This window comes from Microbacterium sp. UNCCL10, from assembly GCF_000746195.1.
Lineage (GTDB): Bacteria > Actinomycetota > Actinomycetes > Actinomycetales > Microbacteriaceae > Microbacterium > Microbacterium saccharophilum.
Map to the genome: position 1 here is coordinate 246,670 of NZ_JQKT01000008.1, position 25,227 is coordinate 271,896.

The following is a 25,227-nucleotide window of genomic DNA, read 5'->3' on the forward strand; positions in this document are numbered from 1 at the left end:
CGTCAGCGCTGCGGCCACGCCGCCGCGAGCTTGGTGAGCAGCCGGGCGAGCTCGGTCCGCTCCTCGGGGGTGAAGTCCGCGAGCGCGTGGGTCAGGTGCTCGCGGCGCTGCCCACGGAACCCCTGCGCGAGTGCGGTGCCCTGCGCGGTCAGCGCGACGCGCGTACGCCGGGCGTCGTCGGGGTCTGCCTCCCGGCGGACCAGCCCGAGATCGACGGCCTGCTGGATCAGGCGCGACGCGCGCGGTTGATCGACACCGATCGCCTCCCCGACCTCGCTGACCGAGAGCGGGTGGGATGCCGCGGCGAGCGCGTCGAGGAGGCGGAGGCGTGCCGGGCCGCCGAGGCGCGGCCCCGCGGCGAGCCACTCGTGCTGCGCGCCGTGCGGTCCGCCGTGATTCCACGGGCCATGGCCGCGGTGGCCGTCCGGGCCGCCGCCGAAGGGGCCGCCGGGACCGAACGGTCCGCCCCGGCCACGGGACGATCCCGAGCCGTCCGGTCCGAAGCCGGGGCCACCCGGTCCGAACCCGCCGGGACCCCGCCCGCGCCCGCGCACGAGCGCGAGGGCGGCCATGATCGCGTCGAGCTCGGCGGGTTCGGATTCGGAATCGGTCATCCTCCGAATTTACATGCACCTTGACATGAGACCTCAATGCATGTCATCCTACATATGCATGCGATATGACATGCATCCGCGGCGGATCGACCGCCGCCGGTGAAAGGACTTCCCATGGACAACGACATGGACAACACGAACAACATCGATGAGGACGCCGCCTTCCCGTCCCGTCCGCTCGGCTTCTGGCTGCGCGCGGTCGACCGACTTCTCGAGCGCGAGTTCCAGGCGGCGTTCGCAGCGGAGGGCGTCACGCGCCGCGACTGGCGCATCCTCACCCTGATCGACGGTGACGTCGAGGCGCCCGAGGCGCTCGAGCGACTTCGCGGCAAGAAGCTGCGGACGCTCGCCGACCGCGGGTGGGTCACCCGGGTGGATGCCGGATGGGCGCTCACCGACGAGGGACGTGCCGCGAAGGAGCGCCTCGGCGCGCTCGTCGACGGCATCCGTTCGAAGGTGGCCGCCACGGTCTCTGACGACGACTTCGCGACGACCGTCGCCTCGCTCGAGGCGATCGCGCGCGGACTCGGCTGGGACGGCGCGGAGCGGCTGCCCGGTGGGCACGGCTTCGGCCGGCGGGAGGGCTTCGGCCCCGGGCGCGGGTTCGGAGCCGGGCCCGGGTTCGGAGCCGGGCGCGGGTTCGGGCCCGGCGGGCGCGGTCACCACGGCCACCACGGCCACGGTGACTGCGGTCACGGCGGGCGCGGCTTCGGCGGCGACTTTGCCCACGGCGGGCACGGTCACCACGGCCACGCGGGTCATCGGATGGCGGAGGACGCGTACGCGCGCGGCTTCGAGGCCGGTTTCACGCGCGGTGAGAGCCGCCGGGACGCCTGAGCCCCGGCATCCCCCGGTCGGCGCCCGTCTCCCTGCGGAGGCGGGCGCTTCGCCGTTCCCCGCAGCGCGGGCGGCCGAACGGCGGAGATCGTGGCCGTCAGCCGGCATCCACCTGCCGTGGCGGCGACGTCGCGGACGAAATCCGCCGCGCGGTCGCCGGTGTCAGCGGCCGGAGGCTCCCGCGTCGGTCGAGCCGACGTCGGTGCGGTGGAAGTTCTGGAACGAGCGGGATGCCGTGGGCCCGCGCTGGCCCTGGTAGCGGTTGCCGTAGGGGCCCGAGCCGTACGGCGATTCGGTCGCCGACGACAGGCGGAAGAAGCACAGCTGCCCGATCTTCATGCCGGGCCACAGCTTGATCGGGAGGGTCGCGACGTTGGAGAGCTCGAGGGTGACGTGCCCGGAGAATCCCGGATCGATGAAGCCGGCGGTGGAGTGGGTCAGCAGACCCAGGCGCCCGAGCGACGACTTGCCCTCGAGTCGCGCGGCGACGTCGTCGGGGAGGGTGACCTGTTCGAACGTCGAGCCCAGGACGAATTCGCCCGGGTGCAGGATGAACGGCTCGTCCGGGGCGACCTCGATCAGGTGCGTCAGGTCGGGCTGGTCCTCGGCGGGATCGATGAAGGGGTACTTGTGGTTGTCGAAGAGGCGGAAGTATCGGTCCAGGCGCACGTCGACGCTGGACGGCTGGACCATCTCCGGATCCCACGGGTCGAGGCCGACGCGGCCTCCGTCGATCTCGGCGCGGATGTCTCGATCACTGAGCAGCACGTGCCCAGCGTAGTGCGGCGGTGCGGGACGTCCGCGCCGATATCGTTCGGTCATGGACAACGACTACTCAGGGCTGGCCGCTGGATTCGGCGTCGGCTTCTTCATCCTCATGCTCGTCATCTACCTGGCCGTCGTGGCGCTCATGCTGTGGGTCGGGTACCTCATCATGCGGACGGCGGTGAAGAACGGCGTGGTGCTCGCGATGCGGGAGACCGGACAGCAGTTCGCACCCGCATACCGGCCCGGCATCCAGGTGCCTCCGGGCCGCTACCCCGGCTCGCCCGGCTGAGCTTCCTTCGGGCCGCGTTGGCGCTCCGGTTCGGGCAGGGTAGTCTGGACCGGCGCACAGCGCACGGGGCTGTAGTTCAATGGCAGAACTTCTGCTTCCCAAGCAGATAGCGCGGGTTCGATTCCCGTCAGCCCCTCCACCTCACCGCTCGACCCTCACGGGCAGACGCGTACTCGGCGCCCCTCGTGGCCGACCACGTCGCCGAGCTGCAGCTGCCGCCCGCGACGGCGATCGACCTCGCCGTTCACGGTGACGTAGCCGTCGATGATGGCTTCCTTCACGTCGCCGCCGGAGTCGAGGAGCCCGGCGAACTTCATGAACTGCCCGAGGCGAATGGCCTCGCCCCCGATCGACACGTCTTCGATGGGGGTCGGGTTGGCCATGTCGGAATGCTATCCGACCGGGCACCCGCGGCACCCGCTCCGCTGACGACGGTCGTCGCCACGGGCGACGTGACGCCCTGGCTCAGCTCTGCGTCAGCGAGGAGGCGCAGCGCCCCAGCAGATCGATGAGACGGGCCCGGTCCCCGGGGCTGAGGTCCGCAACCATGCGGTCCTCCACCGCCCGCACGGCGGCGCTGGCTGTGTCGAGCTGGCGTCGGCCGGCGGCAGTGAGCTCGGTCGGGAGCGCCCGCCCCGCGGCGGGTTGCTCCGGGCGCGTCACGAGCCCGTCGCGCTGCAGCCCCTGAAGCAGCACGTTCATCGACTGCCTCGTGACGAAGGCCCCGCGGGCGAGCTCGGAGTTGGAGAGGCCGGGACGCTGCGCCAGCAGCTCGAGGCAGGAGTAGTGCGTGATCGTCATCCCGAGCGGATGCAGCACCTCCTCCATGGCTGCCCGCAGCGCCGTGGACGCCACTTTCAGGAGGTACCCCGGTGATGCCGCGAGGTCGATCCGTTGCGCATCCTGAGCCATGTCAGTATCTTGACATACATTAGATGTCAGTTATCTGACATAGATAGGAGTTTGCCATGACGGTTTCCGGCCCCGGTTTCATCTCCCTGCAGGTGCGCGACGTCCCACGCGCGGCGGCGTTCTATGAGCGGTACCTCGGCTTCGCGCGGCAGGCGGGACCGCCCCAGGCAGTGGTCTTCGCGACCTCCCCGGCGGTCTTCGCGGTGCGTCCGCCCCTTCCCGGCGTCGATCTCGATGCCGGTCCGCTGGGTCACGGCGTCGGCGTCTGGATGCAGGCCGACGACACGATGGCGATCCATGACGCGATGGTCGCCGACGGGGTCACCATCGCCGCGGCGCCGATCGACGGCCCGTTCGGGAGCACATTCACGTTCCTCGACCCGGACGGCTACGCCATCACCCTGCACGATCGGGCGTGAGCGGCCGCGCCGGGGCGCCCTCGCCGACCTCCCGAGCCGGCCAGCGCGGTTCATCCGCGCCGAAGTGTGGGTGAGGCCGGGCGTCACCCACAGGATGCCGCGGGCGAAGGCCACGCTCCTCGGCGCGGCCCGGTGCGCTGCGAGCGCGCGAGGCGTTCACCCGCGCCAATGTGCGGGTGCGTCGCCCCGTGACCCGCCATTCGGCGCGGCCGAATCGGGCCCTGAGAATTCATCCGCGCCGAAGTGCGGGTGCAACCGACCGACACCCGCAGGATGCCGCAGGCGAAGGCCACCCGCCCGGCCCGGCGCGCTGTGAGCGCAACCCCGAAGGTTCATCCGCGCCGATGTGCGGGTGCGACGCCCCGTGACCCGCCATTCGGCGCGGCCGAGCCACGCCGCGAGGATTCGTCCCGCGGCGAAATGCCCCGCGCCGTAACCTTGATCCCATGCACCTGAACGAGACGCGCGCCTGGAACCGCTTCTACGCCGAGGGCACGCCGATCGACATCGAGCCGGCGACGGGCTCGCTCTCCGACCTCCTCGACGAGCGCGTCGCGCAGTACGGCGAGCGCCCCGCGGTCACGTTCTTCGGCAAGAGCCTCACCTACCGGGAGGTCGCCGACCGCGTCGCCCGCGTCGCTCAGGGCCTGTACGACCTCGGCGTCCGGCCCGGCGACCGCGTCGCGCTCGTGATGCCCAACGCCCCGCAGCACCTCATCGCGTTCTACGCCGTGCTGCGCCTGGGCGCGATCGTCGTGGAGCACAACCCGCTGTACACGCGGGACGAGCTCGAGGTGCAGTTCCGCGACCACGGCGCGCAGTACGCGCTCGCGTGGGACAAGGTCGCGCCCGTCATCCAGAACCTGCCGAAGGATGTCGGCATCCGCCAGGTCGTCTCCGTCGACGTCACGCGCGCCATGCCGTTGCCGACCCGGCTGGCGCTGAGCCTGCCGATCGCGAAGGCCCGCGAGTCCCGCGCGAAGCTCACGGCGCCCGCGGCCGGGACGGTCCCGTTCGCACGGCTGGAGAAGTCCGCTCCGCTGGATGCCGCGTTCCCGCGGCCGACGGTGTCCGACGTCGCGTGCCTGCAGTACACGTCGGGCACGACCGGCACCCCCAAGGGCGCCATGATCACCCACGGGAACCTGTGGGCGAACGCCCGCCAGGGCGCCGCGTGGATGCCGCAGTTCCGCCACGGCGAGGGCCGCATCTACGGGCTGCTGCCGATGTTCCACTCCTTCGGGCTGCTGCTGTCGGTCATCTACGCCGTGGAGACCGGATCGAACGCCGTCCTCTTCCCGACGTTCGACCCCGAGCTCGTCTCGCAGGCGGCGAAGAAGCTGCCGCCGACGTTCATCCCCGCCGTCCCGCCCATGTTCGACCGTCTCGCACGGGTCGCGAAGGAGGGCAAGCTCGACCTCAGCGACGTCGTCTACTCGATCTCCGGCGCGATGACCCTGACCCCGGCGATCGTCAAGCGCTGGGAGGACCAGGCCGGCAGCATGCTCAATGAGGGGTACGGCCTCACCGAGACGAGCCCTGTCGCCCTCGCCAACCCGTTCACCGACACCCGCAAGATCGGGGCCATCGGCATCCCGTTCCCCTCCACCGACATCCGCGTCGTCGACCCGAACGAGCCGACCCGCGAGGTCGGGCTCGGCGAGACCGGCGAACTGCTCATCAAGGGCCCGCAGGTCTTCCAGGGCTACTGGAACCGCCCGGAGGAGACCGCGCAGACGCTGCTCGAGGGCGGCTGGCTGCGCACGGGCGACCTCGTCATGCAGGACGAGGACGGGTTCGTCACGGTCGTCGACCGCAAGAAGGAAATCATCATCACGGGCGGCTTCAACGTCGCCCCGACCGAGGTCGAGAAGGTGCTGTCCGGCGTGCCCGGCATCGCCGAGGCCGCGGTCGTCGGCATCCCGCGCGGCGGCGGCGCGGAGATCGTGACCGCGGTCGTCGTGCTGGAGCCCGGCGCGACCTTCGACGAGGATGCCGCCCGCGAGGTCGCCCGCGAACAGCTGGCCGAGTACAAGCGGCCGACCTCGTACCGCGTGTGGGAGGAGCTGCCGAAGTCGCTCATCGGCAAGGTGCTGCGCCGACGCGTGCGGGACACGCTCATCGCCGACCGGGGCGCCGTCCGCGCGGTCCCCGTGGAGGACTGAACCGGCGTCAGGCGACGGGTTCGACGGCCTCCCGCGCACGTCGCCCGGCCGCGCGCACGGCGCCGATCGACGCGACGATCACGAGTGCGATGCCGGCGAGCTCGAGCGTCGTGAGCTGCTGGCCGAGCAGCAGGAAGCCGGCGAGGCAGGCCGTCGCGGGTGCGAGGCTCATGAGGATCGCGAAGGCGGATGCCGGCAGGCGCCGCAGCGCGATCAGCTCGAACGCGTACGGGATGGTCGAGGAGAGCACCGCGACGGCGGCGCCGATGGCGAGAAGCTCCGGGCGCAGCAGCGCTCCGCCGGCGCTGACGATGCCGAACGGCAGGGAGATCAGCGCGCCCGCGGTCATCGCGAGGGCGAGGCCGTCGAGCTTGGGGAACGCGGCGCCGACCCGGGCGGAGGCGAGGATGTACAGCGCCCAGCTGGCCGCCGCGCCCAGCGCGAAGACGACGCCGACCGGATCGAGTCGATCCCACCCGCCGCCGCCGAGCGCCACGACACCCGCGAAGGCGAGCGCGGCCCACAGCCATGCCGACGCGCGACGGCTCGCGACGATCGACAGGACGAGCGGGCCCAGCACCTCGATCGTGACGGTGACGCCGAGCGTCAGGCGCTCCAGCGCGAGGTAGAACAAGCCGTTCATGACGGCCAGCACGACACCGAACCAGACGACGCTCAGCCAGTCGCGCGACGTGTGGCCGCGCAATCTGGGGCGGGCGATGGCCAGCAGCACGAGCGCCGAGAACACCAGCCGCAGCATCACCATGCCGAGGGGGCCGACCTGGGGGAAGAGCAGGTAGGCGAGCGAGGCGCCCACCTCCTGGCAGGCGAGCCCCGCCACGACGAGCGCGACGGCCGGAGCCGCGCCCGCACGTGCGGTCACGACGCGGGGCAGACGGTGGCGTTGTCGATGTCCGGGAGGACGCCCTCCGCCGTCCACGGCAGGCCCGCCTCGGGAGCCGCCTGACCGGCGGCCGCCGGCGCCTTCGAGGCGATCGCGGCCAGCTGCCAGGCCGTGGCGCGGACGGCGTCGGCGGATCCGCGCGAGTTGTTCAGCACGACGACGACGGCCATGCCGGTCTGCCGGTCGGCGAAGGCCGCCGTGAGATAGCCGGGGAACGAGCCGTACTGGCCGACGAGCGACCCGGCCTGGTAGGTGCCGCCGTCCACTGTGAACCAGGAGGGAGCTTCGGCACCGGGCGCGCGGGGCTCCTCGAAGCGCGCGTCGACATCGTACGAGCGTGCGCCGGTGGCCAGCGACTGCACGTAGCGGCCGAGGTCGGTGACGTTCGTCAGGACGCCGTCGGCGGTGAAGCCGGCCGACGCGGAGAGGCCCGTCAGATCCAGCGGCGGCGTCGCGCAGTCGACCGCGCCGTTCGCATCGCCGGACCGGTGTCCGGGGAGCGTCGACGCATCCGCGGGCGAGCCGGCGGGCAGCGAGCTGGCGGCCATGCCGACCGGTTCGAAGACGTACTCCTGGAACAGCTCGGCCGCCCGCTTGCCGGAGGCGCGCTCAAGGGCGAGGCCCAGCAGGACGTATCCGGTGTCGGAATCGAGGTAGGCCGAACCGGGCTCGAAAGCGAGGCCGGCCGACATCCCGTAGGCGAGCAGCTCCCGCGGACTCCACACCCGCTCGGGGTTCGCGATCCATCGCCCGAAGATGCGGCCTCCGTACCCGGCGAGCCCGCTCGTGCCGTCGCAGAGCTGCTCGAGCGTGACCGCGCCGAGATCGGGCACACCGGACACCCACTCCGTGACGGGGTCGCCGAGCGCGACGGTGCCGTCGGCGGCGAGGGCGTACAGCACGTCGCAGGTCATCGCCCGCGTGACGGATCCGGCCTTGAACGTCATGTCCGGCGTGACCTCGGCCCCGTCGACCGCGGTCGTGCCGAGCCCCGTCACCCAGGTGCCGGCCCAGGGCGCCCACACCCCTACGATCGCGCCGGAGGAGGCGGTCGCCGCCATCGCGTGCTCGACGGCGGCGCGCAGCTCGGTCTGCGTGGCCTCGGGAAGAGCCGCGTCGACCTGCTGCGGGAGCGTCACGGCGGGCTCGTCGTCCGGTGCGCAGGCGGTGAGCGTCAGCGCGAGGACAGCCGCGGCGGCCAGGGCCGTGAGCCGTCGAGAGCGACGTGTGCGCAGCATTCGTCCACCCCCGGAGTTCACCCTTCGATTAGAACACACCCGCCATGACGGGCCTCTTCGCCGGCACCCCCTTGACACGGAGCGTCCGCGTAGGGTCGAAGCATGCCGACCCCCTTCGACGACGACGCCCTCGCCGGCGTCCTCGGACACATGAACCGCGACCACGCCGACGACAATCTGCTGATCGCGCGCGCGTTCTCTCCTCTCCCCGATCCGATCGCCGCCACGATGCAGACCTTCGACGCGGATGCCGGCCAGTGGCATGTCACGTCGACGGACGGCACGGATGACCTCCTCCGCGTGCCGTGGCCGTCCGGCCCGATCTCCGAGCGCCGCGAGGTGCGGCGCGAGATCGTGGCGCTGTACGACGACGCCTGCCGGCGTCTCGGGATCACGCCCCGCGACCACGAGTGAAGCTTCAGGTTAGCTGAGCCTTACTTTCCGCTACGCTGAAGGGCATGACCGAGCCCGTCCCCTTCTCCGCCGCCATCCGCGACCGCTCGCACGCCGCCCACTCGGGCAGCGAGGGCGCAGGTTTCATGACGGATCTCATGGCCGAACGCGGAAGCCTCGACGATTACACCGCGCTCGTCGTGCAGCACTGGTTCATCTACGAGGCGCTCGAGGAGGCGGCGGCGACCCTGCGGACGGATGCGGCCGTCGCGCCCTTCCTGAGCCCCGAACTGGACCGGCTCCCGTCGATCGAGGCAGACCTCGACCACCTCCTGGGCTCCGCATGGCGCGGCACCGTGTCGCCGTTGCCGGCGACGCAGCGCTATGTCGACCGCATCCGAGAGGTCGGCGCCACGTGGCCCGGCGGGCTTGTCGCGCACCACTACACGCGCTACCTCGGCGACCTGTCCGGCGGTCAGTTCATCGGGCGGATCCTCGCCCGGCAGTTCGGCTTCGCCGAGGACGGCGTGCGCTTCTACCTCTTCGCGGACATCGCCGACACCCGCGCCTTCAAGGACGCCTATCGCGAGCTGCTGGACCGTGCGCCCTGGGAAGCCGACGAGCAGGAGCGCATCATCGAGGAAGTCCTTCTCGCCTACCGCTTCAACACCGAGCTGTTCGAGGACCTGCTCGCCGACAAGGCGGCACGCGTCGCCTGATCCGCTCTGCGCTCACTCCGCGGCCGCCCGGACGGCCGCCATGAAGCGGCGCACGTCGCGGTCGACCAGGATGTCGCTCGGGCGGAGCGGACGAGACAGGTACAGGCCCTCGAGCGACGTGAGCCGGGACAAGGCGACATAGGTCTGCCCGGGGGCGAACGCCCCCGACCCGAGATCCACGATCGCGCGGTCGTAGGTCTTGCCCTGCGACTTGTGGATCGTCACGGCCCACGCGAGCCGCAGCGGGAACTGGGTGAACTCGGCGACGATGTCGCGGGTGAGCTTGCGTGAGCCCGGGTCGTACGCGTAGCGGAACCTCTCCCAGACGGTCGGCTCGACGTCGTGCTCCTCACCGTCGAGCTCGACCCGCACCGACCCGCCCGCGATGCGGGTCACGGTGCCGATCGAGCCGTTCACCCAGCGGGGGCCGTCACCGCTGTATCCGGCGATGTCGTTACGGAGGAACATCACCTGCGCACCGACCTTGAGCTGGAGCTCCGGCTCGGCGGGGTAGGTGTCGCCGCGACCGAAGTCGCCGCTTATCTCGGCGCGCGCCGTCTGCACGGGCCCCGTCAGGGCATCGAGGTGCCGCTGGTTGATGCGGTTCACGATGTCGTTGCGGGTCGCGAGCGTGATGATGGGCGGCTCGCCGTCCACCGGCTCGGGCGGGGTGCGCGCCCCCATCGTGTTGAGCGCGTCGGCGATCTCGGCCGTCACGATCCCGTGCCGGACGGCATTGAGCATCGCCTTGAAGGCCGGATCGGACTGCCGGTGGATGTCGCGCAGTTCGCGGATGTGCAGGGGCGCGCCGACGCGCCCGAGGTCGAGGAGCCCGTCGGAGCGGATCGCGCCGCGATCGGCCCGGGGACCGGCCCACACCTGCGCGTCGAAGAACCAGAACGACCGGTAGTGATCCTGGATGTAGCGCAGCTCGTCGCCGCGCGGCGGCACCGGCGACAGCTGATACGGATCGCCGAACATGACGATCTGCACGCCGCCGAAGGGCTCGGCCCGGCGGCGCCGAGCCTGCCGGAGCGACCGGTCGATGGCATCCATGAGGTCGGCGTTGACCATCGAGATCTCGTCGATGACGAGCGTGTCGATCGCGTTCATGATCTTGCGGGCGGGCTCGGACTGCTCGATCTCGCTGTCCGCGATGAGGCCGATGGGGAGCCGGAAGAGCGAGTGGATCGTCTGGCCCTCGACGTTGAGGGCGGCGACCCCGGTCGGGGCGCAGACGGCGATCTGCTTGTGGGTGTTCCACGCGAGATGCTGCAGCAGCGTGGATTTGCCGGTGCCGGCGCGGCCCGTCACGAAGACATGCTCGCGGGTGTCCTCGATGAGCCGGAACAGCGCCTCCTGCTCGGGTGACAGGGTCGGCGTGCTCACCGGAACCATGCTAGCTATCAGCCGGGCCTTCCTAGACTGGGTACGTGGACGGCACGCGCGATCTGACCGAGACGGATGCCGTCGCGCCCGCGCCCGCCGATCCCGCGCCCGCGCCGGATGCCGCTGCCGCCCCGGCGCGCGCGGCATCCGTCCACCGCCGGCGCCGTCGCCGCCTCGCGGCCGACCTCACCGCCCTCGGCCTCGTGGGCGTGCTCCTGGCCGCCGCCCTGACCGGCACCGGCGCCTACCTGTACCAGCAGCTGTACAGCCCGACCGCCTTCGTGCTCGGCTACCTCGACCTCCTCAGCCAGGGCCGGGCGGCCGATGCCCTCGCGATCCCGGGGGTGCCGGTCGACTCCGCCGACCTGACCGCCTCACGCCTCCCCCTCAACGCGTCGGAGGCACTCCTCCGCCGCGACGCGCTCGCCCCGCTGACCGACATCACGGCGGAGGAGGTCGAAGAGAGCGACGGCATCACCAGTGTCACCGTGTCGTACTCGTCCGGCCCCTTCGAGGGCACGAGCACGTTCCAGGTCGAGCGGAACGGGTGGATCGGCGTCGCACCGTCGTGGCGCTTCGCGCAGAGCCCCCTCGCCGTCATCGACCTGACCGTGCGCGGTGCGATGCAGTTCCGGGTCAACGGCTTCGAGGTCGACAAGCGGCAGGTGTCCCCCGATGGGGTGGATGCGGATCCGCTCGCCGCGATCCCGCTCCTGGTCTTCTCCCCGGGGCTCTATGCGCTGTCGGTCGACACGCCGATCTCGGAGAGCACGGGCGTCGCCGTGCTCTCCGACACTCCGCAGGCCCAGGTTCCCGTCGACCTGCAGACCCAGCCGACACCCGACTTCGTCGACGTCGTGCAGGAGAAGGTGGAGGGCTTCCTCACCGGATGCGCGGAGCAGCAGGTGCTGCAGCCGACCGGATGCCCGTTCGGGATCGACGTGAAGAACCGGATCGCCGACCTCCCCACGTGGTCGATCACGCAGCAGCCGACGGTCGCCCTGGCCCCGGACGGCGCGAACTGGGTCATCCGACGCACGGAGGCCGTCGCCCACGTGGACGTCCTCATCCGGCGTATCGAGGACGGCACGGTGTTCCCACGCTCGGAGGACGTGCCGTTCTTCATCGAGGGGACCGTCACGATCCTGCCCGACGGAACGGCGTCGATCCAGGTCTCCTCCGCCGAGTGACGTCGGTCAGCGCGCCGCGCGGGCCTCGCGGTCCGCGAGTTCCTGAAGGCGCGCGTTGTACGCGGTGAGCTCCTCGTCGCCCGTGCGGTCGGCGTGCCGGTCGGAGCGGCGCTGAGCCCGGTCGTCCGACCTGCTCCACTGGATGGCGACGACGATCGCGAGGATCAGGGTCGGGATCTCGCCGATCGACCATGCGACACCGCCCCCGACGTACTGATCCTGCAGCGGGGTGTCGCCCCACGTGCGGCCCATCGAGCCGAACCACTCCGCGACGAACAGCCCGGAGGACATCATGATCGCGATGCCGAAGAAGGCGTGCATCGCCATGACGCCGATGAGCATGACGAGCCGGAACGGGTGCGGGAAGCGGAGCGGTACCGGGTCGATGCCGACGAGGGACAGCACGAAGAGATACCCCGAGATGAGGAAGTGGGCGACCATCCACTCATGGCCGATGTGGTCGTAGAGCGACCACCGGAACAGGTCGGTGTAGTAGAAGATCCACAGCGACCCGATGAAGACGGCCGCGGCCACGAGCGGATGCGTCACGACCTTGGCGAACGGCGTGTGCACGGCCCAGAGGATCCACTCGCGACCGCCGCGTGTGTCGTCTTCGCGCTTGCGGATGGCGCGGGCGGCGAGTGTGACGGGGGCGCCCGGCACGAGGCACAGCGGAATCGCCATGGTGAGCAGCATGTGGCCGACCATATGGATGCTGAACAGGTAGTCCTGGTACGCGTTGATCGGGCCGCACGTGACCCACAGCAGCAGCAGCATCCCGACCAGCCAGAGCACAGTGCGGTACAGCGGCCAGGCGTCGCCGCGGGCGCGGAGACGGCGGACCCCCGCGAGGTAGCAGAAGACGCCGAACCCGACCGCGAACGCCCACAGCACGTCGATGTCCCACGTCGTGAACCAGCGGTCGACGGTGAGTTCCGGCGGCAGAGGGGCACCCGTGAGCACCTCGGCGGGCGAGGGCGACGCCGGCAACGAGAGGACCGTCGGGGGCGCCGTGCGGGCGAGGGCGACCGCCGCCCCGCTCGCGATGCCCATGAACGCGAGCTCCAGGGCGATGAGGCTCCAGAAGCGCCGCGCCCCGGCATCCGTCCCGATGCCCGCGATGAGGCGCCGCCGGTACCAGGCGCCCAGCACGCCGATCGCCAGCAGCGCGAGGACCTTCACGGACAGGAGGGCGCCGTAGGCGGAGAGCAGGTCGTCCCATGCGCCGAGGCCGGCCACGGCTCGCGCCGTGCCGGACAGCGCCACGACGACGAAGGCGGCGAGGGCGATGCTGGAGTAGCGCGCCAGGACATCGGTCAGGGCTGCGCGCGGCATCCGCGGTCGCAGGACGACGAGCAGCACCAGGCCGCCCAGCCAGACGGCGGCGCCGATGATGTGGATCGCGAGCGCGACGACCGCGGTGTTGTGGTTGGCCTCGTCGCCGGAGTGGCCCTGCGTGGCCATGGGGATGAGCGTCGCGACGGCGAGCACGGCGACGAGCACTGTCGACGTCCAGCCGCGGACGGCGAAGGTGAGCACCGTCAGCACCGCGCCGCCGAGGGTCGTGAGCGACCACGCCCGGCCGGGCTCCGTGTCGACGAGGAAGCGCCCGAGCTGCGCGCCGAACTGGGCGTCCGCGGCCGGAGCCTGGTTGAAGATGCTGAGGAACGTGAAGAAGGCCGTGACGCCCGCGGCGACGGTGAAGACGGCGGCCGCGACCGAGGCGAGGTCGAGGGCCGTGTCGAACGGCCGCTCCCCCGAGCGCAGGGCAAACAGGGCGAGGACGAGCGATCCCACCATGCCGGCGGCGGAGAGGTTCACGACGAGCGTCGCGACGGGGAGCCCCCAGCGCACGACCGGCCCCGGGTCGCCGAGGAGGAGCGGCGCCGCGCCGCCGCCGAAAGCGAGCCCGGCGAGGAGCGCCACGAGCGCGGACACCGCGAGGATCGCCGGCCCGGCGTAGCGGAGCGCACGGGAGTTCACCGTTCCAGCCTACGCGCGGGATTCCGGGCCCCGGACATGCAGAAGGGGGATGCCGGACGGCATCCCCCTTCTTCAGGTGACGTCTTACTTGACGGCGGCCTTCAGCTTCGAGCCCGCGGTGACCTTGACGCGCTTGCCGGCGGCGATCTTGATCTCCTCGCCCGTCTGCGGGTTGCGGCCCGTGCGGGCGGCGGTGTCGACGCGCTCGAAGGCGATCCAGCCGGGGATCGTGACCTTGTCGCCCTTGGCGACGGCGTCGGAGACGGTCGAGAACAGAGCGTCGAGCACGCCGGAGACAGCGGACTGGCTCTGGCCCGTCGCACTGGCGATGCTGGCAACGAGCTCGGTCTTGGTGATGGCCATGGGGTTGTCCTCCAGGAGGCGACGAGTGCCGCCTTGATTACTTCGGACCGGACGGCGCGCGCCCGGTTGGTCGGATGGACCGGTCCCGAATATACCCACGAACCGCGCCATTCCGCGGATTTCCGGCGTCCTGAGGGCGGTTTCCCCGGCGTGTCGCGGGAAGGATGGGGCGAATGTGACGGATGAGGTCTCAACGACCCGCCTCTCAGCCGGCACAGCAGAAGGCCCGGACCCCCTGCGGGGATCCGGGCCTTCGATGCGAGGGGTGCTTACCAGCTCGACTTGGTCACGCCGGGCAGCTCGCCCCGGTGCGCCATGTCGCGGAAGCGGACACGCGAGATGCCGAACTTCGACAGGTGGCCGCGCGGGCGGCCGTCGATGGCGTCGCGGTTGCGCAGGCGCACCGGCGACGCGTTGCGCGGCAGCTTCTGCAGGCCGACGCGGGCGGCCTCGCGGGCCTCGTCGGTCGCGTTCGGGTCCACGAGGGTCTTCTTCAGCTCGGCACGCTTCTCGGCGTAGCGGGCGACGACCTCTTCGCGCTGGTGGTTGCGCGCGATCTTGCTCTTCTTGGCCATGAGATCAGCGCTCCTCTCGGAATTCGACGTGCTTGCGGATCACCGGGTCGTACTTCTTCAGCACGATGCGGTCGGGGTTGTTGCGACGGTTCTTGCGCGTCACGTAGGTGTACCCCGTGCCGGCGGTGGACCGCAGCTTGATGATCGGACGGACGTCCTGAGCCTTCTTCGCCATTAGAGCTTCACACCCTTCGCGAGGAGGTCCTTGACGACCGACTCGATGCCGCGGACGTCGATGACCTTCATGCCCTTAGCCGACACGTTCAGCGTGATCTTGCGACCGAGCGAGGGAACGAAGTAGGTCTTCTTCTGCACGTTCGGGTCGAAGCGGCGCTTCGTCCGGCGGTGCGAGTGCGAGATGGCGTGACCGAAGCCGGGAACAGCTCCGGTCACCTGGCACACTGCTGCCATAGTGATTTCTCCTTAGTACCGTGACACCGGACGGTGCCACCCAAGATCCCTTGTCTGCATCCCACGCCTGCGCGCGGCCGGGTGGCCGGGATCAGGAGGGGGATACGTACTGCGTGCTGGAGTGCGCGCAGACAAAGAGTCAGTCTAGCACGGCGCAGATCCCGGCCCCCGCAAGACCTCCGGATCGGGTGAGAGAACTCTCATCTCGTGCCCCCTTTTTCTTGCCGCGGACCAGCGCTTTTCCGCCTCTGGATGTCGGACCCCCGGCGCAGAATAGGGGCTATGGACCTCCTCGCCGCACCGTTGCAGAACCTGCTCCCGCAGGCTGCGGATCTGGTGCGGGCCGCGGCGTCGTCGCGGGCCTTCGAGCGGGCCAGTGAGACTGAGCTGGCGACGCAGCTGGGCACGGTCGCGGAACTCGGTCGGCTGGTCGATGCGCTGCTGGTGGATGCCGTGGGCGAGGTGATGCGCCGCTCGGAAGCGCCCGTGCGGGAGGAGCGGATGACCTCCCATCTCGGATGCCGGGACGTCACCGAGCTCGTCCAGAAGATCACGCGGCTCACGCCCCAGACGGCGACGCGCGTGCAGCGCGCGGCCCGAGCCGTGCGGCCCGCGGTGTCGGAGACGACCGGCGAAACGCTCGACGCCGCCTTCCCGTCGGTGCGGTCGGCGGCGCTCGAGGGCGTGGTCGGCATCGACGGGATCCTTGCGATCACCGACCCCCTCCAGGCGACGGCCCCGCGGGTCACCGCCGCAGCGCGGCGGGGCGCCGCGGACATCGTCGTCGCCGAAGCGCGCGGCGAGGGTCCGGACGGTGCGCCGCCGGCATGCGCGGAACTGCTGAAGATCCACGCGCAGACCTGGGCCATCGCGCTGGATCAGGACGGCGCCGAACCCCGCGAGCGCGCGGCGATCCGCACACGTGCCCTCGTTCTCGGTGTCGCCACGCCCGCCGGCGTGCCGGTCCGCGGGATGCTGCTGCCCGAGGTCGCCGCGCAGCTGCAGACGATCTTCGACGCACAGCTCTCCCCGAAGGTGTCGTTCACCCCGGACCGCGAAGACGTGCCGCTCCTCCCGCTCGATGACCGCACCCGCCCCCAGAAGCAGCACGACGCGCTCGCGGCCGCGCTCGGTGTCGCAGCATCCAGCGGCCTGCTGCCGACGCTGGGCGGGCATGCACCGACCCTCGTCGTGTCGGTCGCGGCCGCGGACCTCGCGGGCGACACCGGCTACGCGCACGCGCAGGGATGTGCGGAGCCGGTCTCCATGACCGTCGCCCGGCACATCGCGTGCTCCGGACGCATTCAGCGCGTCACCACCGGTGAGAATGGACGAATCGTCCGAATCGGCACCGAGGAGCGCGTGTTCAACCGGCACCAGCGACGCGCGATCGCCCTCCGCGACGGCGGCTGCATCATCCCGGGATGCGGCGTGCCCGCGGGCTGGTGCGAGATCCACCACGTCACCGAGCACGCCCACGGTGGCGCGACGCACACGGACAACGGCGTCCTCCTCTGCTGGTACCACCACCGATTCCTCGACCGCATCGGATGGCGGATCAGGATGAATCAGGGCGTCCCCGAAGTCATGGCACCGGTCTGGTTCGACGCCTCGATGCGATGGCGCGCCGTCACGACGTCCCCGATCCGCCTGCGCAAGAAGGTGCAGCGCACGTGACGGCGCGGCGGACTACGGCGTAGCCGGGGACGGACCCGCCCCGCGCCCCCACCGGAACGACGACACGGTCGGCTCGCCCGGCAGCCAGAATCGCCACGGGAACGCCGCCGTGCCGGCCACGCCCGCGACCCCGACGCGCGGGCCCGTCTCGACCACCGGCGCGGTCTCCTCGGGCAGGAGCAAGTGCGCCGTCGCGCCCGCCCGCGGGGCGCCCGTCACGGCGTCGATCCCGTCATGGCGCGGATGCCGGAGGCCGATGGCGTCGCCCAGCCGTCCCGGTCCCCGGGCGAGGTCGCGCGCTGTGCGGGCCGCCCGGCGCCGCGTGAACGCGGCATCCACCCCCTCGATCACCTCTCCGCCGCGCAGCAGGATTCCGCCGGCCTGTCCCTCGGGTCCGCAGACGACATTGACGCACGAGTGGATGCCGTGGCTCAGGTAGACGTACAGGTGCCCGGGCTCGCCCCACATCGTCGCGTTCCGCGCCGTGGGTCCGCTGCGGGCATGCGAACCGGGGTCGGCCACGTCGCCGGTACCGAGGCCGTGGTACGCCTCGACCTCGGTCAGCCGCACGGCGACCGTGACGCCGTCCACCGTGACGCGCAGGATCCCGCCGAGGAGGCGCGGCGCCACCTCGAGCGGCAGCGCGGTGAGGGCGTCACGGGTGGCGGGGATCATCCGCGCGTCGCGTTCTGGCACCACGAGATGTCGAACCCGGAGAGCGCCACGATCTCGTTGTCCGTGGCGTCCCCGGCGAGCGCGATGACATGGGTCTCGAGCCGGGTCGGCAACGGCAGGGCGTAACCGTCGTACGGATTGTCGACCATGTCGGGGGCCACCAGCAGCGCCGCGTACCGCCCGCTCGGCGAGACGCAGGTCTGCAGCAGCGTGTCCTCCGGCGGCACCGTGAACACGGTACGCGCGGAGCCGTCGGCATCCACCACGGCGACGTCGGTGGAGATCACGGTGAAGCCGTCGAGGTGCGCGAGCACGCGCAGGGTCTCGCCTGTCCCTCCGAGCAGGGGTGTGACGGCGCCCGGCTGCCCGAGGTCGGGCGCCGTGCCCGCCAGCGGCTCCTCGTCCGCGGTCGCGAGGTCGATGCGCGCGAGGCCGTCGATCCGCTCGACGACCGCCTGGGTGGATCCGCGCGCGATCCCGTGGATGACGACGGCGTTGCCGAGCGCGACAGGCTCGCCGCCGGCCGGCGAGGCGAGGGTGAGCGCGCCGTCGAAGGTGAGCAGCAGGACGCTGTCGGTCCCCGGCACGAACCGCCAGTCCTCGACGCGGGAATCCCCGCCCTCGATCGTGATGGGCGTGGGGTCGTCGTCCGCACGGCCCGCGCCGAGCGACGCCGTGTGCAGCACGCTCTCGCGTCCCCCGGCGGGGCCGATGTCGGCATCCGTGAACGTGTAGCCGATGAGATCGCCGCGGTCGGCGCTCTGCAGGTTGGTGACCATGCCGTCGCCGGGCAGCGGCAGCGTGCGCGGGTCCGAGCCGTCCAGCGCCGTCACGATGAGCTCGGAGAGGTCCTCGTCGTCGCGCGTCGCGATGACGAGGTGCCCGGACGTGGCGCGGAAGTCCTCGATGTGCGGCGCGGTGAACACCGGGATGGCGGCGTCTCCGGCCAGCCCGGTGCGGAAGACGGTGTCCTCCCCCTCGCCGCGCTGCAGGAGGTAGACCTCCAGCGGCGGGGTCGTGAAGGTCTCCGTGATCGTCGCCGCGGGCCCCCCGCCGATGCCGACGACGTCGGAGATCGTCACGGTGTACTCCGTGGCATCCCACAGCGGCAGTGCGAACCGCACGCCGACCGTGCGGCCGGCGGTGTCCACCGTGAAGTCGGCGGCCGGCGAGACGGTGACCTGCTCGGCCGTGACCTCGGCGAGCGACTGGGTCGTCGTGAAGAGGATGCGGGACCCGGATGCCGCGACCGCGGCCTCCGCGTCGATCTGCACCTGCGTGATGCGCGGACCCTGCGCCGTCGTGAGAGCGGCGCCGCCGAGGCCGACGGCGGCGAGCACCCCGATGACGACCGCGAAGCTCGTCGTGAAGGCGCGGCTGCGCCGCTGCCGCGCCTGGGAGCGACGCGTCGGCGGGTCAGTACTCATACGGGTCCTCGGGCTCCGCCACGACGTCCACCGAGGTGGCCTGCACGTGCAGGCGCCCCTCGACGTCGCGGATGGTGCCGGTCACGGTGACCCATTCGCCCGTCTCCGGTGCGTCCGCCGCGGTGATCGGGATGCGGGCGGGCTGGGCGTCGATGACGCAGTGCGTGATGACGAGCCGGGTGAGGTCGAAGCCGTCCTCGCCCGGCGTGACGAAGCCGGTGAGCGTGATCTCGTCGCCGTCGAAGGCATCGGGGTTCGTCGCGGTCGCGAAGACGCTCGCCCACTCGCCGACGCCGAACGACGCCGTGTCGCCGGTCGCGGCGAGCGCGACGTTGTCGGCGCCCTGGAAGAGGGGCGCCGTGCCTGTGTCGCGCGACATCGCGAGCTCGGCGGAGAGCGTCGCGGGCGGGACGAGGACGATGGCGCCGACGAGACCGGTCGCGAGGATGCCGCCGGTGAGCGCCGCGATCCCGCCCGGCGTGATCCCGCCCGGCGCGTGGGCTCCGTCGGCGTGCCCGACGTGGTCGTAGTCGTGCCCGTGGTCCTCGCCGTGCCCGTGGCCGTGGTCGGCTTCCTCGCCGAGCGGCAGGGCGAAGCTGAGCACGGCGCCGGCCAGCGCCAGCACCGCCATCGAGACGGCGAACCAGGTCGAGTCGGGGTTGATGTAGAGCCCGAGCCGATCCGTGACGGCGAGGGCGAGCGTGACGGCGGCGAGGGCGGCGGTGAGCCCCACACCGAGCAGGCGCGTCCCGAGGAGCCTAGGCAAGGAGGTTCACCACCCCGCCGAGCGCGACCGCGCTCAGCACGACGACCACGACGAGTCCCACGAGCACGCGCGTGCGGAAGGTCGTCCGCAGCAGCGCGAGCATCTTCACGTCGACGAGCGGGCCCACGATCAGGAACGCGACGATCGAGCCCGGTGTGAACGCGGATGCGAACGACAGGGCGAAGAACGCGTCGACGTTCGAGCAGATCGACACGACCATCGCGAGCGCGATCATCGCGACGATCGACAGCGCCGGATTCGACCCGATCGCGAGGAGCAGGTCGCGCGGGACGAGCACCTGCACGGCGCCGGCGAGGGCGGATCCGATCACGAGGGCGGGCATGACGGCGCGCAGCTCGACGACGAACTGGGCGAGGCTGCGCCGCCCGCGACCGCCGGACTCGGTCTCGGTCTCGACGATCTCGCACGCGGCGCGGAACCGGTCGGTGACGAGGCCGTCGGGGTCGGGGTGACGGCTGTACAGCCAGCCGATGAGGTTGGCCACGGCATACCCGCCGAGGAGGCGGGCGATGAGGATGCCGTCGTCGAAGCCGAACGCCTGGTGGGTCGTGATGATCACGATCGGGTTCACGATCGGCGCGGCGATGAGGAACGTCAGCGTCTCGGGGACCGTGAACCCCCGCATCATGAGGCCGCGGGCGAACGGGACGTTGCCGCACTCGCAGACCGGGATCAGCATCCCGAGGAGCGACAGCACGGCCCGGCGGGCCCAGGCGCGCCGCGGCATCCAGCGTTCGATGACGTCCGGCGGCACCCACACCTGCACGACGATCGAGAGGATGACGCCGAGCAGCACGAACGGCAGCGACTCGACGAGCACGCTGATGGAGAGGGTCAGGGCGTCCTGCGCGCGGGTCGGCAGCAGCGGTGCCGGGGAGATCAGCGCGAGAGCGAGCAGCGCCGCGATCACGGCGACGCCCGCGCCGAGGGCTGCCCAGGGCAGCACCCGCGCGGGGGCCGTCGGGGTGCTGGTCACCGCGCCGCTTCCGAGCAGGCCGCGCACAGCCCGAAGATGTCGACGACGTGCTCTGCCCGGGTGAAGCCGTGCGCTGCCGCCGTCCGCTGCGCCCACGTCTCGACGTCGGTGGCCTGGATCTCCACGGTCGTGCCACAGCTGCGGCAGATGAGGTGGTGGTGGTGGCCCTCGCTCGAGCAGGCGCGGTAGATCGCCTCGCCCTCGGGGCTCTGCAGCTGGTCGGCCTCGCCGGAGGCGGCGAGGGAGGCGAGGGTGCGGTAGACGGTGGCGAGACCGATGCCGGTGTTGTCGTCGCGGAGGGAGGCGTGCAGGTCCTGCGCGGACACGAATCCGGGGGAGCCGGAGAGCGCCGCGCGCACGCGATCGCGCTGCCAGGTGTTGCGCTGGGCCATGGCCGGAGTCTACCCGCGGGGCTTCCGAGCTCCCCGTGCGGAAGCCCTCATCGCGCCGTCGTGACCCGCCCGCGCCGCGCACCGATGACGCGGCAGACGAGGTAGATCACGAAGGAGATGGTGGTGATGTAGGGGCTCACGGGCAGGGTCCCCATGATGGCGAGCAGGATGCCGCCGACCGCCGCGACGATGCCGAACAGCGCCGACAGGAGCGGCACCGCGACGGCTCCCGACGCGACCCGCACGGCCGCGGCGGCGGGCGTGACGACGAGCGCCATCACGAGGAGCGCGCCGATGATGTGCACCGCGACGGCGACCGCGAGGCCCAGCAGCAGCATGAACCCGAGGGAGACCGCCGCGGTGGGCACACCGCGGGCGGCGGCGGACTGCGGGTCGAGGGAGTCGAACCGCAGCGGACGCCAGATGAGCAGCAGCGCGATGAGCACGAACGCGGAGATCCCGATGAGCCAGCCGAGCTGCGCGGACTGCACCGACACGATCTGCCCCGTCAGCAGGCTGAAGCGGTTGGCGCTGCGTCCGTTGTAGAGCGAGAGGAAGAGGATGCCGAGACCCAGCCCGAACGACATGAGCACGCCGACGATGGAGTTGCGCTCCCGGGCCCGCGCCCCCAGCCACCCAATGAGACCGGCGGCCACGAGCGACCCGACGATCGACCCCGTCACGACGTCCGCCCCGACCAGCAGCGCCGCGGCGGCGCCGGCGAACGACAGCTCGCTGATGCCGTGCACTGCGAAGGCCATGTCGCGCTGGATCACGAAGACGCCGATGAGCCCGCCGACGAGCCCGAGGATCGCGCCTGCCCACACCGAGTTCGACACGAGCGCGAGGATGTCGCCGTAGTCCGCGAGGCCGCCGAACATGGCGTCCCCGACGTCCGCCCAGTTCACTGGTGCCCCTCGTGGTGGTGGTGCGACTCCTCGGCGTCGGGCGCGCCGACCACGACGAGCCGGTCGCCGGCGCGCAGCACGAAGACGGGGGCGCCGTAGAGGTCGCTGAGGACGGGTGAGGTCAGCACGTCCTTCGGCTTCCCGAGGGTGAAGCGGCCGTTCGCGAGGTACAGGATGCGGTCGACCTTCCCGAGCACCGGGTTGATGTCGTGGGTGACGAGGAGCACGCCGGCCCCGGTCTTCCGGTGCGCGTCGATGAGCCGCACGACGGCCTGCTGGTTCGCGAGGTCGAGGCTCGTGAGCGGCTCGTCGCACAGCAGCAGGCGGGGGTCGTCGGCGAGCGCCTGCCCGACGCGCAGCCGCTGCTGCTCGCCGCCGGAGAGCACGCCGACCGGCTCGTCGGCGAAGTGGCCCGCGCCCACGGCGTCGATCAGCGCGTCGACGCGGGCCCGGTCGCCGCGGCGGCGCAGCGGCAGACCGAAGCGGTGGCCGTCGACGCCGAGGCCGACGAGCTCGCGCCCGCGGATGGAGGTGTCCCGCGGGAGGGGACGCGCCTGCGGCAGGTACCCGATCCGGCGGTTGCCGCGCCGGCGCACCGGTTCGCCGAGCGCCGTGATGGTGCCCTCACTGAGCGGCTCCAGGCCCAGGATGGCGCGCAGCAGCGTGGTCTTGCCGGAGCCGCTCGGTCCGAGCACGGCGATGAGCTCGCCGGGCGCGACGTCGAGGTCGAGACCGCTCCACAGCTCCCGGTCGCCGCGCCGGAGGGCGGCGCCGCGGATCTGCAGCGGATTCTGCAGCGCGGGGTCGGCGGGCGAGGTCACCGGGTCAGCGTACCGGCGAGATCGGCGATGTTCGCCCGCATCCAGCCGAGGTAGGTCTCGCCCTCGGGGACGAGTTCGGTGAACTCCACGACCGGAATGCCGTCGGCGGCCGCCCAGCGCAGGACCTCGCCGGTCTCGGCCCCGCCGGTCTGCGCGTTGGCGAGGACCGCACGCACCTCGCCGGTGTCGAGCATGTCGCGCGCCTCGAGCAGCGTCGCCGGCGGGACGTCCTGCCCCTCCTCTACGGCCTCGCTGAACGCGGCGGGCGCGGCGTCGACGAGACCCGCCGCCTCGACCAGGTACAGCGGGACGGGTTCGGTGACGAAGACGCGGTCGCCCGCGTGCGCGGCCGCGACGGCGGCGAGGTCGCCCGTGATCTCCTCGATGCCGGACTGGAAGTCGGCGAGGTTGGCGGCGTAGTCGCCGGCGTGGGCCGCGTCCAGCTCGCTCAGCTCGTGGGCGATGTCCGCGGCGAGGTGCGCCATGGCATCCGGGTCGTACCAGACATGCTCGTTGAAGCCGTCGATGTGGTCGTGGGCGGCGCCGCTGTCGTGATCGTGGTCGGCCTCGGCGCTGTCCCCTGTGACACTGTGGCCGTCGTTGCCCGGGTAGGCGTGCGAGAACTCCACGGCCGTCAGCACGACGGCATCCGCATCGCTCGCCTCGATGAGTCCATCGACGAAGGCGTCGTAGCCGCCGCCGTTGCGGATGACGAGGTCGGCGCGGGAGATGGTCAGCTGGTCGCGGGCGGGAGCCTCGTACGCGTGCGGGTCCTGTGCAACGGAGGAGATGAGGGAGGTCACCTCGATCAGGTCGCCCCCGATCGCCTCGGCGATCTGGCCGTACACCGTCGTGGACGCGACGACCCGGATGCCGTCGTCCTCGGTGCCCGCGGCGGAGCATCCGGCGAGGAGCAGCCCGGAGGCGGCGACCAGCGAGAGGACGGGGGCGGAGCGGCGCATGCCTCCAGCCTACGTGCTATTGATAACCATTCTCAAATCAACGGGATGCCTGCGGCGGCGCTCAGTCCAGCAGCAGCGCGGGCTCCTCGAGGATCGAGGCGATGTCGGCGACGAACCGGCTCACGCCGTCACCGTCGATGACGCGGTGGTCGAACGACCCCGACACGGTCGTGACGAAGCGGGGGCGCACCTCGCCGTCGACGACCCAGGGCTTCTGCCGGATCGTGCCCATCGCGATGATGCCGGATTCGCCGGGGTTGATGATCGGCGTGCCGGCATCCATCCCGAAGACCCCGATGTTGGTGATGGTGATCGTGCCGCCCTGCTGGTCGGCGGGGGTGGACTTGCCCTCGCGCGCCGTGAGCGTGAGCTTCTCGAGCGCGCGGGCGAGACCCTGCATGTTGAGGTCCTGCGCATCCTTGATGTTCGGGACCAGCAGGCCGCGCGGCGTCGCGGCGGCGATGCCGAGGTTGACGTAGTTGCGCACGCGGATCTCGGCGGAGCCGTCTTCGTTGTCGATCCAGGCGGCGTTGACCATGGGCGTGCGGCGGACGGCCCAGATGACGGCGCGCGCCATGATGAGCAGCGGCGAGACCTTGATGTCGGCGAAGTCCGGCGACGCCTTCAGCCGCTTGACGAGTTCCATCGTGCGGGTTGCGTCGACGTCGGTCCAGACCGAGACGTGAGGGGCCGTGTAGGCGGAGCGCACCATGCCGCTCGCGATGGCCTTCCGGACACCCTTGACGGGGATCGCCTCCTCGCGCTCCGGGTCGGCGGCGGGCGGCGCCGCGACGGGCTGAGCCGGGCGGGACGCGGCCTGCGGCGCCACCGGGATGGACTGCTCGCGGACCTCGGGCGCCTCGGGCGTCGCGATGTTGCGGAACACCGAGGCCTGCGAGGCGTGCTTGACGACGTCGTCGCGGGTGACCTCCCCGGCGGGGCCGGAGGGGACGACCTGCGTGAGGTCGACGTCGAGGTCGCGGGCGAGCTTGCGGATGGGCGGCTTCGCGACGACGCCGACCGACGCCTTCACCGGACGCTCGGCGGGCTTGCGCCGCCGCGACTGCACGTGCCCGCCGGTGCCGTAGCCGACGAGGACCGCGCCGCCGTCCTCGGGTTCGGCGGCCTTCTCGCCGTGCTCCGACAGGCCCGCAGACGCGTCCGGCTCGGCGGCGGCTCCCGCGATCGTGATGATCGCGGCACCCACCGTCACGGTGTCGCCCTCCGCGGCGAGGAGCTCGCCGACCGTTCCCTCGAACGGCGACGGCAGCTCGACGAGCGACTTGGCGGTCTCGATCTCGACAAGCACGTCGTTGACGGCGACGGCGTCGCCGGGGGAGACGCGCCACTGCACGATCTCCGCCTCGGTGAGGCCTTCGCCGACATCCGGCAGATGGAAGGTCTGCGTGCTCATCGGTGCTCCAAATCAGTCT

General features: G+C 71.6%; 29 protein-coding genes and 1 tRNA gene. 9 read left to right on the forward strand and 21 right to left on the reverse strand.

Annotated elements, in window-relative coordinates; all coding sequences use genetic code 11:
* Positions 1 to 2: 2 nt before the first annotated feature.
* Positions 3 to 614: a MarR family winged helix-turn-helix transcriptional regulator gene (locus BR85_RS15800; RefSeq protein ID WP_028496304.1), complete on the reverse strand. Its 612-nt coding sequence runs from the start codon at positions 612 to 614 to the stop codon at positions 3 to 5.
* A gap of 114 nt (positions 615 to 728) precedes the next feature.
* Between BR85_RS15800 and BR85_RS09690 the strand changes: the two genes are divergently transcribed.
* The gene (locus tag BR85_RS09690; RefSeq protein ID WP_231478639.1) at positions 729 to 1,451 is read left to right on the forward strand and encodes a MarR family winged helix-turn-helix transcriptional regulator; all 723 of its coding nucleotides are present in this window, start codon (positions 729 to 731) and stop codon (positions 1,449 to 1,451) included.
* 162 nt (positions 1,452 to 1,613) lie between these two features.
* Here the strand turns inward: BR85_RS09690 and dcd are convergent, their stop codons facing one another.
* The gene (gene dcd / locus BR85_RS09695) at positions 1,614 to 2,219 is read right to left on the reverse strand and encodes a dCTP deaminase (RefSeq protein WP_028496302.1); all 606 of its coding nucleotides are present in this window, start codon (positions 2,217 to 2,219) and stop codon (positions 1,614 to 1,616) included.
* A gap of 52 nt (positions 2,220 to 2,271) precedes the next feature.
* On the opposite strand from dcd, the gene BR85_RS09700 reads away from it, so the two are divergent.
* Complete coding sequence (locus BR85_RS09700; RefSeq protein ID WP_028496301.1) at positions 2,272 to 2,508, forward strand: hypothetical protein; 237 nt, start codon at positions 2,272 to 2,274, stop codon at positions 2,506 to 2,508.
* Positions 2,509 to 2,573: 65 nt separating this feature from the next.
* Positions 2,574 to 2,647, forward strand: a tRNA-Gly gene (locus BR85_RS09705).
* Between the two features lie 16 nt (positions 2,648 to 2,663).
* On the opposite strand, the gene BR85_RS09710 is transcribed toward BR85_RS09705, so the two are convergent.
* Entirely contained in the window at positions 2,664 to 2,891 is a 228-nt protein-coding gene (locus tag BR85_RS09710; protein ID WP_028496300.1) for an RNA-binding S4 domain-containing protein, read from the reverse strand.
* Between the two features lie 82 nt (positions 2,892 to 2,973).
* On the reverse strand, positions 2,974 to 3,420 hold the full coding sequence (locus BR85_RS09715; protein WP_028496299.1) for a MarR family winged helix-turn-helix transcriptional regulator: 447 nt from the start codon (positions 3,418 to 3,420) through the stop codon (positions 2,974 to 2,976).
* A gap of 56 nt (positions 3,421 to 3,476) precedes the next feature.
* Between BR85_RS09715 and BR85_RS09720 the strand changes: the two genes are divergently transcribed.
* Together BR85_RS09720 and BR85_RS09725 are read left to right on the forward strand one after the other, a co-directional pair.
* The gene (locus BR85_RS09720) at positions 3,477 to 3,839 is read left to right on the forward strand and encodes a VOC family protein (protein ID WP_028496298.1); all 363 of its coding nucleotides are present in this window, start codon (positions 3,477 to 3,479) and stop codon (positions 3,837 to 3,839) included.
* Positions 3,840 to 4,285: 446 nt separating this feature from the next.
* Positions 4,286 to 6,004 (forward strand): long-chain-fatty-acid--CoA ligase, encoded by a 1,719-nt coding sequence (locus tag BR85_RS09725; protein WP_028496297.1) that lies wholly within the window; start codon positions 4,286 to 4,288, stop codon positions 6,002 to 6,004.
* A 7-nt stretch (positions 6,005 to 6,011) separates the two neighbouring features.
* Here BR85_RS09725 and BR85_RS09730 read toward each other — a convergent pair whose 3' ends face one another.
* Positions 6,012 to 6,887: an EamA family transporter gene (locus tag BR85_RS09730; protein WP_028496296.1), complete on the reverse strand. Its 876-nt coding sequence runs from the start codon at positions 6,885 to 6,887 to the stop codon at positions 6,012 to 6,014.
* Positions 6,884 to 8,146 (reverse strand): serine hydrolase domain-containing protein, encoded by a 1,263-nt coding sequence (locus BR85_RS09735; RefSeq protein ID WP_028496295.1) that lies wholly within the window; start codon positions 8,144 to 8,146, stop codon positions 6,884 to 6,886. The genes BR85_RS09730 and BR85_RS09735 overlap by 4 nt, the downstream gene beginning before the upstream one ends.
* A gap of 102 nt (positions 8,147 to 8,248) precedes the next feature.
* Here BR85_RS09735 and BR85_RS09740 point away from each other — a divergent pair, with 102 nt between their 5' ends.
* Both BR85_RS09740 and BR85_RS09745 read left to right on the forward strand, forming a co-directional pair.
* Entirely contained in the window at positions 8,249 to 8,560 is a 312-nt protein-coding gene (locus BR85_RS09740; protein WP_028496294.1) for a DUF2470 domain-containing protein, read from the forward strand.
* A gap of 44 nt (positions 8,561 to 8,604) precedes the next feature.
* Positions 8,605 to 9,258: a biliverdin-producing heme oxygenase gene (locus BR85_RS09745; RefSeq protein WP_028496293.1), complete on the forward strand. Its 654-nt coding sequence runs from the start codon at positions 8,605 to 8,607 to the stop codon at positions 9,256 to 9,258.
* A 12-nt stretch (positions 9,259 to 9,270) separates the two neighbouring features.
* Here the strand turns inward: BR85_RS09745 and BR85_RS09750 are convergent, their stop codons facing one another.
* Positions 9,271 to 10,647 (reverse strand): ATP-dependent DNA helicase, encoded by a 1,377-nt coding sequence (locus BR85_RS09750; protein WP_028496292.1) that lies wholly within the window; start codon positions 10,645 to 10,647, stop codon positions 9,271 to 9,273.
* Positions 10,648 to 10,691: 44 nt separating this feature from the next.
* Between BR85_RS09750 and BR85_RS09755 the strand changes: the two genes are divergently transcribed.
* Positions 10,692 to 11,837, forward strand: a complete 1,146-nt coding sequence (locus tag BR85_RS09755) for a hypothetical protein (RefSeq protein ID WP_028496291.1) — start codon at positions 10,692 to 10,694, stop codon at positions 11,835 to 11,837.
* Positions 11,838 to 11,843: 6 nt separating this feature from the next.
* Here the strand turns inward: BR85_RS09755 and BR85_RS09760 are convergent, their stop codons facing one another.
* The 5 genes from BR85_RS09760 to rpmB form a co-directional block, all read right to left on the reverse strand.
* Positions 11,844 to 13,820 (reverse strand): bifunctional copper resistance protein CopD/cytochrome c oxidase assembly protein, encoded by a 1,977-nt coding sequence (locus BR85_RS09760; RefSeq protein ID WP_028496290.1) that lies wholly within the window; start codon positions 13,818 to 13,820, stop codon positions 11,844 to 11,846.
* A gap of 84 nt (positions 13,821 to 13,904) precedes the next feature.
* A complete protein-coding gene (locus tag BR85_RS09765; protein WP_028496289.1) occupies positions 13,905 to 14,183 on the reverse strand; it encodes an HU family DNA-binding protein in 279 nt (92 codons plus the stop codon).
* Between the two features lie 269 nt (positions 14,184 to 14,452).
* Positions 14,453 to 14,758 carry a 30S ribosomal protein S14 gene (gene rpsN / locus BR85_RS09770; RefSeq protein ID WP_028496288.1) on the reverse strand — a complete coding sequence of 102 codons (306 nt, stop codon included), beginning with the start codon at positions 14,756 to 14,758 and terminating at the stop codon, positions 14,453 to 14,455.
* A 4-nt stretch (positions 14,759 to 14,762) separates the two neighbouring features.
* Positions 14,763 to 14,933 carry a 50S ribosomal protein L33 gene (rpmG, locus tag BR85_RS09775; RefSeq protein ID WP_005051772.1) on the reverse strand — a complete coding sequence of 57 codons (171 nt, stop codon included), beginning with the start codon at positions 14,931 to 14,933 and terminating at the stop codon, positions 14,763 to 14,765.
* Positions 14,933 to 15,169, reverse strand: a complete 237-nt coding sequence (gene rpmB / locus BR85_RS09780) for a 50S ribosomal protein L28 (protein WP_028496287.1) — start codon at positions 15,167 to 15,169, stop codon at positions 14,933 to 14,935. Before rpmB ends, rpmG begins: the two co-directional genes overlap by 1 nt.
* A gap of 282 nt (positions 15,170 to 15,451) precedes the next feature.
* On the opposite strand from rpmB, the gene BR85_RS14925 reads away from it, so the two are divergent.
* Positions 15,452 to 16,846, forward strand: coding sequence for an HNH endonuclease signature motif containing protein (locus tag BR85_RS14925; protein ID WP_051526261.1), 1,395 nt, complete (start codon positions 15,452 to 15,454; stop codon positions 16,844 to 16,846).
* A gap of 12 nt (positions 16,847 to 16,858) precedes the next feature.
* On the opposite strand, the gene BR85_RS09795 is transcribed toward BR85_RS14925, so the two are convergent.
* From BR85_RS09795 to BR85_RS09835, 9 genes are all read right to left on the reverse strand, one after another.
* Complete coding sequence (locus BR85_RS09795; protein ID WP_174799852.1) at positions 16,859 to 17,521, reverse strand: DNA-3-methyladenine glycosylase; 663 nt, start codon at positions 17,519 to 17,521, stop codon at positions 16,859 to 16,861.
* Positions 17,518 to 18,948, reverse strand: coding sequence for a hypothetical protein (locus tag BR85_RS09800; protein ID WP_028496285.1), 1,431 nt, complete (start codon positions 18,946 to 18,948; stop codon positions 17,518 to 17,520). Before BR85_RS09800 ends, BR85_RS09795 begins: the two co-directional genes overlap by 4 nt.
* Entirely contained in the window at positions 18,938 to 19,714 is a 777-nt protein-coding gene (locus BR85_RS09805) for a TIGR03943 family putative permease subunit (protein ID WP_028496284.1), read from the reverse strand. The genes BR85_RS09800 and BR85_RS09805 overlap by 11 nt, the downstream gene beginning before the upstream one ends.
* The gene (locus BR85_RS09810; RefSeq protein WP_028496283.1) at positions 19,707 to 20,711 is read right to left on the reverse strand and encodes a permease; all 1,005 of its coding nucleotides are present in this window, start codon (positions 20,709 to 20,711) and stop codon (positions 19,707 to 19,709) included. Before BR85_RS09810 ends, BR85_RS09805 begins: the two co-directional genes overlap by 8 nt.
* Entirely contained in the window at positions 20,708 to 21,103 is a 396-nt protein-coding gene (locus BR85_RS09815) for a Fur family transcriptional regulator (RefSeq protein ID WP_028496282.1), read from the reverse strand. Before BR85_RS09815 ends, BR85_RS09810 begins: the two co-directional genes overlap by 4 nt.
* A 47-nt stretch (positions 21,104 to 21,150) precedes the next feature.
* Positions 21,151 to 22,011, reverse strand: a complete 861-nt coding sequence (locus tag BR85_RS09820; protein WP_028496281.1) for a metal ABC transporter permease — start codon at positions 22,009 to 22,011, stop codon at positions 21,151 to 21,153.
* Positions 22,008 to 22,832, reverse strand: a complete 825-nt coding sequence (locus BR85_RS09825; RefSeq protein WP_028496280.1) for a metal ABC transporter ATP-binding protein — start codon at positions 22,830 to 22,832, stop codon at positions 22,008 to 22,010. Before BR85_RS09825 ends, BR85_RS09820 begins: the two co-directional genes overlap by 4 nt.
* Positions 22,829 to 23,794: a metal ABC transporter substrate-binding protein gene (locus BR85_RS09830; RefSeq protein WP_028496279.1), complete on the reverse strand. Its 966-nt coding sequence runs from the start codon at positions 23,792 to 23,794 to the stop codon at positions 22,829 to 22,831. The genes BR85_RS09825 and BR85_RS09830 overlap by 4 nt, the downstream gene beginning before the upstream one ends.
* 61 nt (positions 23,795 to 23,855) lie before the next feature.
* Positions 23,856 to 25,208 carry a dihydrolipoamide acetyltransferase family protein gene (locus BR85_RS09835; RefSeq protein WP_028496278.1) on the reverse strand — a complete coding sequence of 451 codons (1,353 nt, stop codon included), beginning with the start codon at positions 25,206 to 25,208 and terminating at the stop codon, positions 23,856 to 23,858.
* Positions 25,209 to 25,227 lie beyond the last annotated feature (19 nt).

Coding starts and splice junctions, on each gene's coding strand:
- BR85_RS09740 (WP_028496294.1), top strand. CDS start 8,249: ATGCCGACCCCCTTCGACGACGACGCCCTCGCCGGCGTCCTCGGACAC.
- BR85_RS15800 (WP_028496304.1), bottom strand. CDS start 614: ATGACCGATTCCGAATCCGAACCCGCCGAGCTCGACGCGATCATGGCC.
- rpsN (WP_028496288.1), bottom strand. CDS start 14,758: ATGGCCAAGAAGAGCAAGATCGCGCGCAACCACCAGCGCGAAGAGGTC.
- BR85_RS09735 (WP_028496295.1), bottom strand. CDS start 8,146: ATGCTGCGCACACGTCGCTCTCGACGGCTCACGGCCCTGGCCGCCGCG.
- BR85_RS09835 (WP_028496278.1), bottom strand. CDS start 25,208: ATGAGCACGCAGACCTTCCATCTGCCGGATGTCGGCGAAGGCCTCACC.
- BR85_RS09765 (WP_028496289.1), bottom strand. CDS start 14,183: ATGGCCATCACCAAGACCGAGCTCGTTGCCAGCATCGCCAGTGCGACG.
- rpmB (WP_028496287.1), bottom strand. CDS start 15,169: ATGGCAGCAGTGTGCCAGGTGACCGGAGCTGTTCCCGGCTTCGGTCAC.
- BR85_RS09690 (WP_231478639.1), top strand. CDS start 729: ATGGACAACGACATGGACAACACGAACAACATCGATGAGGACGCCGCC.
- BR85_RS09830 (WP_028496279.1), bottom strand. CDS start 23,794: ATGCGCCGCTCCGCCCCCGTCCTCTCGCTGGTCGCCGCCTCCGGGCTG.
- BR85_RS09700 (WP_028496301.1), top strand. CDS start 2,272: ATGGACAACGACTACTCAGGGCTGGCCGCTGGATTCGGCGTCGGCTTC.
- BR85_RS09745 (WP_028496293.1), top strand. CDS start 8,605: ATGACCGAGCCCGTCCCCTTCTCCGCCGCCATCCGCGACCGCTCGCAC.
- BR85_RS09800 (WP_028496285.1), bottom strand. CDS start 18,948: ATGAGTACTGACCCGCCGACGCGTCGCTCCCAGGCGCGGCAGCGGCGC.
- BR85_RS09720 (WP_028496298.1), top strand. CDS start 3,477: ATGACGGTTTCCGGCCCCGGTTTCATCTCCCTGCAGGTGCGCGACGTC.
- BR85_RS09715 (WP_028496299.1), bottom strand. CDS start 3,420: ATGGCTCAGGATGCGCAACGGATCGACCTCGCGGCATCACCGGGGTAC.
- BR85_RS09725 (WP_028496297.1), top strand. CDS start 4,286: ATGCACCTGAACGAGACGCGCGCCTGGAACCGCTTCTACGCCGAGGGC.
- BR85_RS14925 (WP_051526261.1), top strand. CDS start 15,452: ATGGACCTCCTCGCCGCACCGTTGCAGAACCTGCTCCCGCAGGCTGCG.
- BR85_RS09795 (WP_174799852.1), bottom strand. CDS start 17,521: ATGATCCCCGCCACCCGTGACGCCCTCACCGCGCTGCCGCTCGAGGTG.
- BR85_RS09815 (WP_028496282.1), bottom strand. CDS start 21,103: ATGGCCCAGCGCAACACCTGGCAGCGCGATCGCGTGCGCGCGGCGCTC.
- rpmG (WP_005051772.1), bottom strand. CDS start 14,933: ATGGCGAAGAAGGCTCAGGACGTCCGTCCGATCATCAAGCTGCGGTCC.
- BR85_RS09710 (WP_028496300.1), bottom strand. CDS start 2,891: ATGGCCAACCCGACCCCCATCGAAGACGTGTCGATCGGGGGCGAGGCC.